Origin of the sequence: Rhodococcus sp. R1101, from assembly GCF_000278445.1 — a bacterium.
In the GTDB taxonomy this organism is placed as follows: domain Bacteria; phylum Actinomycetota; class Actinomycetes; order Mycobacteriales; family Mycobacteriaceae; genus Rhodococcus; species Rhodococcus gordoniae.
Genome location: NZ_AJVB01000444.1, coordinates 1 through 3,238, shown reverse-complemented (window position 1 = coordinate 3,238; position 3,238 = coordinate 1). Strand labels below are relative to the sequence as shown.

The 3,238-nt window shown below is 70.1% G+C and carries 2 protein-coding genes and 1 pseudogene; all 3 read right to left on the bottom strand.

Annotated features, from left to right (window positions below; all coding sequences use genetic code 11):
• Window positions 1-574: pseudogene (locus R1101_RS27615) on the bottom strand (WYL domain-containing protein); the annotation flags it as partial.
• A complete protein-coding gene (locus R1101_RS0119530; protein WP_016935005.1) occupies window positions 571-1,566 on the bottom strand; it encodes a helix-turn-helix transcriptional regulator in 996 nt (331 codons plus the stop codon). The pseudogene R1101_RS27615 and the gene R1101_RS0119530, both read right to left, overlap by 4 nt.
• A gap of 88 nt (window positions 1,567-1,654) precedes the next feature.
• Window positions 1,655-3,013: a Pup--protein ligase gene (gene pafA, locus R1101_RS0119525; protein ID WP_026003483.1), complete on the bottom strand. Its 1,359-nt coding sequence runs from the start codon at window positions 3,011-3,013 to the stop codon at window positions 1,655-1,657.
• Window positions 3,014-3,238 lie beyond the last annotated feature (225 nt).

The window sequence follows — 3,238 nt, the reverse complement described above, 5'->3', positions numbered from 1 at the left end:
TGCAGATAGGCGTGCTCGTCGATGATCACGATGCGGATCGGGTCGACGTCCGTTCGGAGACGGTGTCGCGGGACGCCGAATAATAGGTCAAATGCACGGCACGGCCGTCCCGCACCGCGGCCCGCACCTGCCCGGCCGCATCGGAATCCCCGGCCGTCCCCGGCTCCGGATCGGCGACGGTGTCGGCGGGGGTGGCGGCGGTCCCGGCCGCCGCCTCGATCTTCGCGATCGCCGCCTGCGCCGCCGACGGATCGACCACCCCCGGCATCTCCTGCAGCGACCGCAACGCCACGAGCAGCGCGGTGGCCTCGGTGGAGGTCAACCGCAGCGGCCGGTCGATGCCGGCGGTGAAGGTCACCACGATGCTGTCCTCGGAGAACGACAGGTCGATCAGGTCGCCGGGGCCGTAGCCGGGCAGCCCGCACACCCACAGCTGGTTCAGGTCGTCCATCACCTGCTTCGGGGTCACCCCCAGATCACGGGCCGCCTCCGCCGCGCTGATCCCCGGGTGCGCCAGGAAATACGGCACCAGATTGAGCAGTCGTCCCAGCCGCGCCGACAGTCGTGTGCTCATCGACCCTCCTCCCCCGCATCCGTTGCCGCCCGCTCGAGGATGCGCTGCACCTCGGCCCGCAACTCCGGCGGGTCGAGCACCAACGCGTCGGCGCCCTGCCCGGCGACGATCCGCGCGATCCACTCCCAGGAGCGCACCGGCACCTCGAGTTCCGCCCCGTCCCGGTCGCCGACCCGCCGCGCCGCGCCGGGCCGTCCGAGCCGGCGCAACTCCCAGGCGCGTCCGTCCGCCACCCACAGCCGAGCCGAACCGGTCACCTCCGCCGGGGAGGTCGCGGCCAGCACCCGGGCCCGCAGATCCACCCCCTCCGGGATCTGCACCGCCCCCTCCGGGCCGATGGCGGTGATCTCGTCGCCGATGCGGGACAAGCGGAAGGTGCGCACCGCGTCGCGGTCACGGTCGTGGCCGACGAGATACCAGCGGCCGTGCACGGTGACCACACCCCACGGCTCGACGGTGCGCGTCGACCACGGCTCGGTGGGGGAACTGCGGTGGGTGAAGCGCACCGCCCGCCCCGCGTCGATCGCGGCGAGCAGCGCCGTCAGCGCCGGCTCGGAGCCACGGGCGCGCGGCGGCAGCGGCGCCACCACCTCCCCGCCGTCGGTGTCGACACGGATCCCGGCGGCCCGCAACTTGAACACCGCGCCCTGCGCGGCGGCGGTCAGCTCCGGCGATTCCCACAGCGCAGCGGCGACGGCGACGGCGGCGGTCTCCTCCCGCGTCAGATCGATCTCCGGCAGCTCGTAGGCGTCGCGGTTGATGCGGTAACCCTCCACCGTCGACGACCGTGACGGCCGGCCGGTCTCGAGCGGCACCCCGAGATCGCGCAGTTCGTTCTTGTCCCGCTCGAACATGCGGCTGAACGCCTCGTCGCTCGCGCATTCGGAGTAGCCGGCCACCGAGGCCCGGATCTTCTCCGCGGTCACGAACTGTCGGGTGGACAGCAGCGCGATGACCAGATTCACCAGCCGTTCGACTTTCGAGATCGCCACGGGCCAACCCTAGTGCCCGCGCGCCGCCGGCACCGCATCACCGCCCATCGGATCGGACCGCACGGTCCGATCCGATGGGCACCGGTGCTCACATGGAGGCGATGAGCCGTTCGACGCGTTCGTCCACCGACCGGAAGGGGTCCTTGCACAACACGGTGCGCTGCGCCTGATCGTTGAGCTTCAGATGCACCCAGTCGACGGTGAAATCGCGGCCGGCGGCCTGCGCGGCGGCGATGAAATCACCGCGCAGCTTCGCCCGGGTGGTCTGCGGCGGGGTGTCCACCGCCGCATCGACGGACTCGTCGTCGGTCGCCCGCGCCGCCAACCCCTTGCGTTGCAGCAGGTCGAACACGCCGCGGCCACGTTTGATGTCGTGATACGCCAGGTCGAGCTGGGCGATCTTCGGATCCGACAGTTCCATGCTGTAACGGTCCTGATAGCGCTGGAACAGCTTGCGCTTGATCACCCAGTCGATCTCGGTGTCGACCTTCGCGAAGTCCTGCGACTCGACGGCGTCGAGGACACGGCCCCACAGGTCCACCACCTGCGCGACATGCGGATCGGGTTCGCGCTGGTGCAGATACTCCACCGCCCGCGCGTGATATTCACGCTGGATGTCCAGGGCGCTGGCCTGCCGGCCCCCGGCCAGGCGCACCGGGCGCCGACCGGTCAGATCGTGGGAGACCTCGCGGATCGCGCGGATGGGGTTGTCGAGCGCGAAGTCCCGGAACGGCACCCCGGCCTCGATCATCTCGAGCACCAGCGCCGCCGACCCCACCTTGAGCATGGTGGTGGTCTCGGACATGTTCGAATCCCCCACGATCACATGCAGCCGCCGGTACTTCTCGGCGTCGGCGTGCGGTTCGTCGCGGGTGTTGATGATCGGCCGCGACCGGGTGGTCGCCGACGAGACACCCTCCCAGATGTGCTCGGCGCGCTGCGACAGGCAGAAGGTCGCGGCCTTCGGGGTCTGCAGCACCTTCCCGGCGCCGCAGATCAGCTGCCGGGTCACCAGGAACGGCAGCAGCACATCGGAGATGCGGGAGAACTCGCCGACGCGGGCGACGAGATAATTCTCGTGGCAGCCGTAGGAGTTGCCCGCCGAGTCGGTGTTGTTCTTGAACAGGAAGATGTCGCCGCCGATGCCCTCTTCGGCCAGACGCTGCTCGGCGTCGATGAGCAGTTCCTCGAGGACCCGCTCACCGGCATGGTCGTGTTCGACGAGCTGGAGCAGGTCGTCGCACTCGGCGGTGGCGTACTCGGGGTGCGAGCCGACATCGAGATACAGTCGCGCCCCGTTCCGCAGGAAGACGTTCGAACTGCGCCCCCAGGACACCACCCGGCGGAACAGATAGCGGGCCACCTCGTCGGGGCTCAACCGGCGATGCCCGTGGAAGGTACACGTGACGCCGAACTCCGTCTCGATACCCATGATTCGTCGCTGCACACTTCGACAGTACCGCGCAAACCCGACCCCCATGGGTGGCAACGACATCTACGGTTCGAGGTGTGATTCTTCGCGAGCACTACCGCACCGCCGACCGGGCCCTGTTCGACCGTTCCGGGGCGCTGCGCCCGTCCCCCGCCGACCCGCTGTTGCGTGATCTCGGGCGCGCCGCCAACCACAGTGTGCTGTGGATGGCGTGCGCCGCGGTGTGCGCGGCCGCCGGGG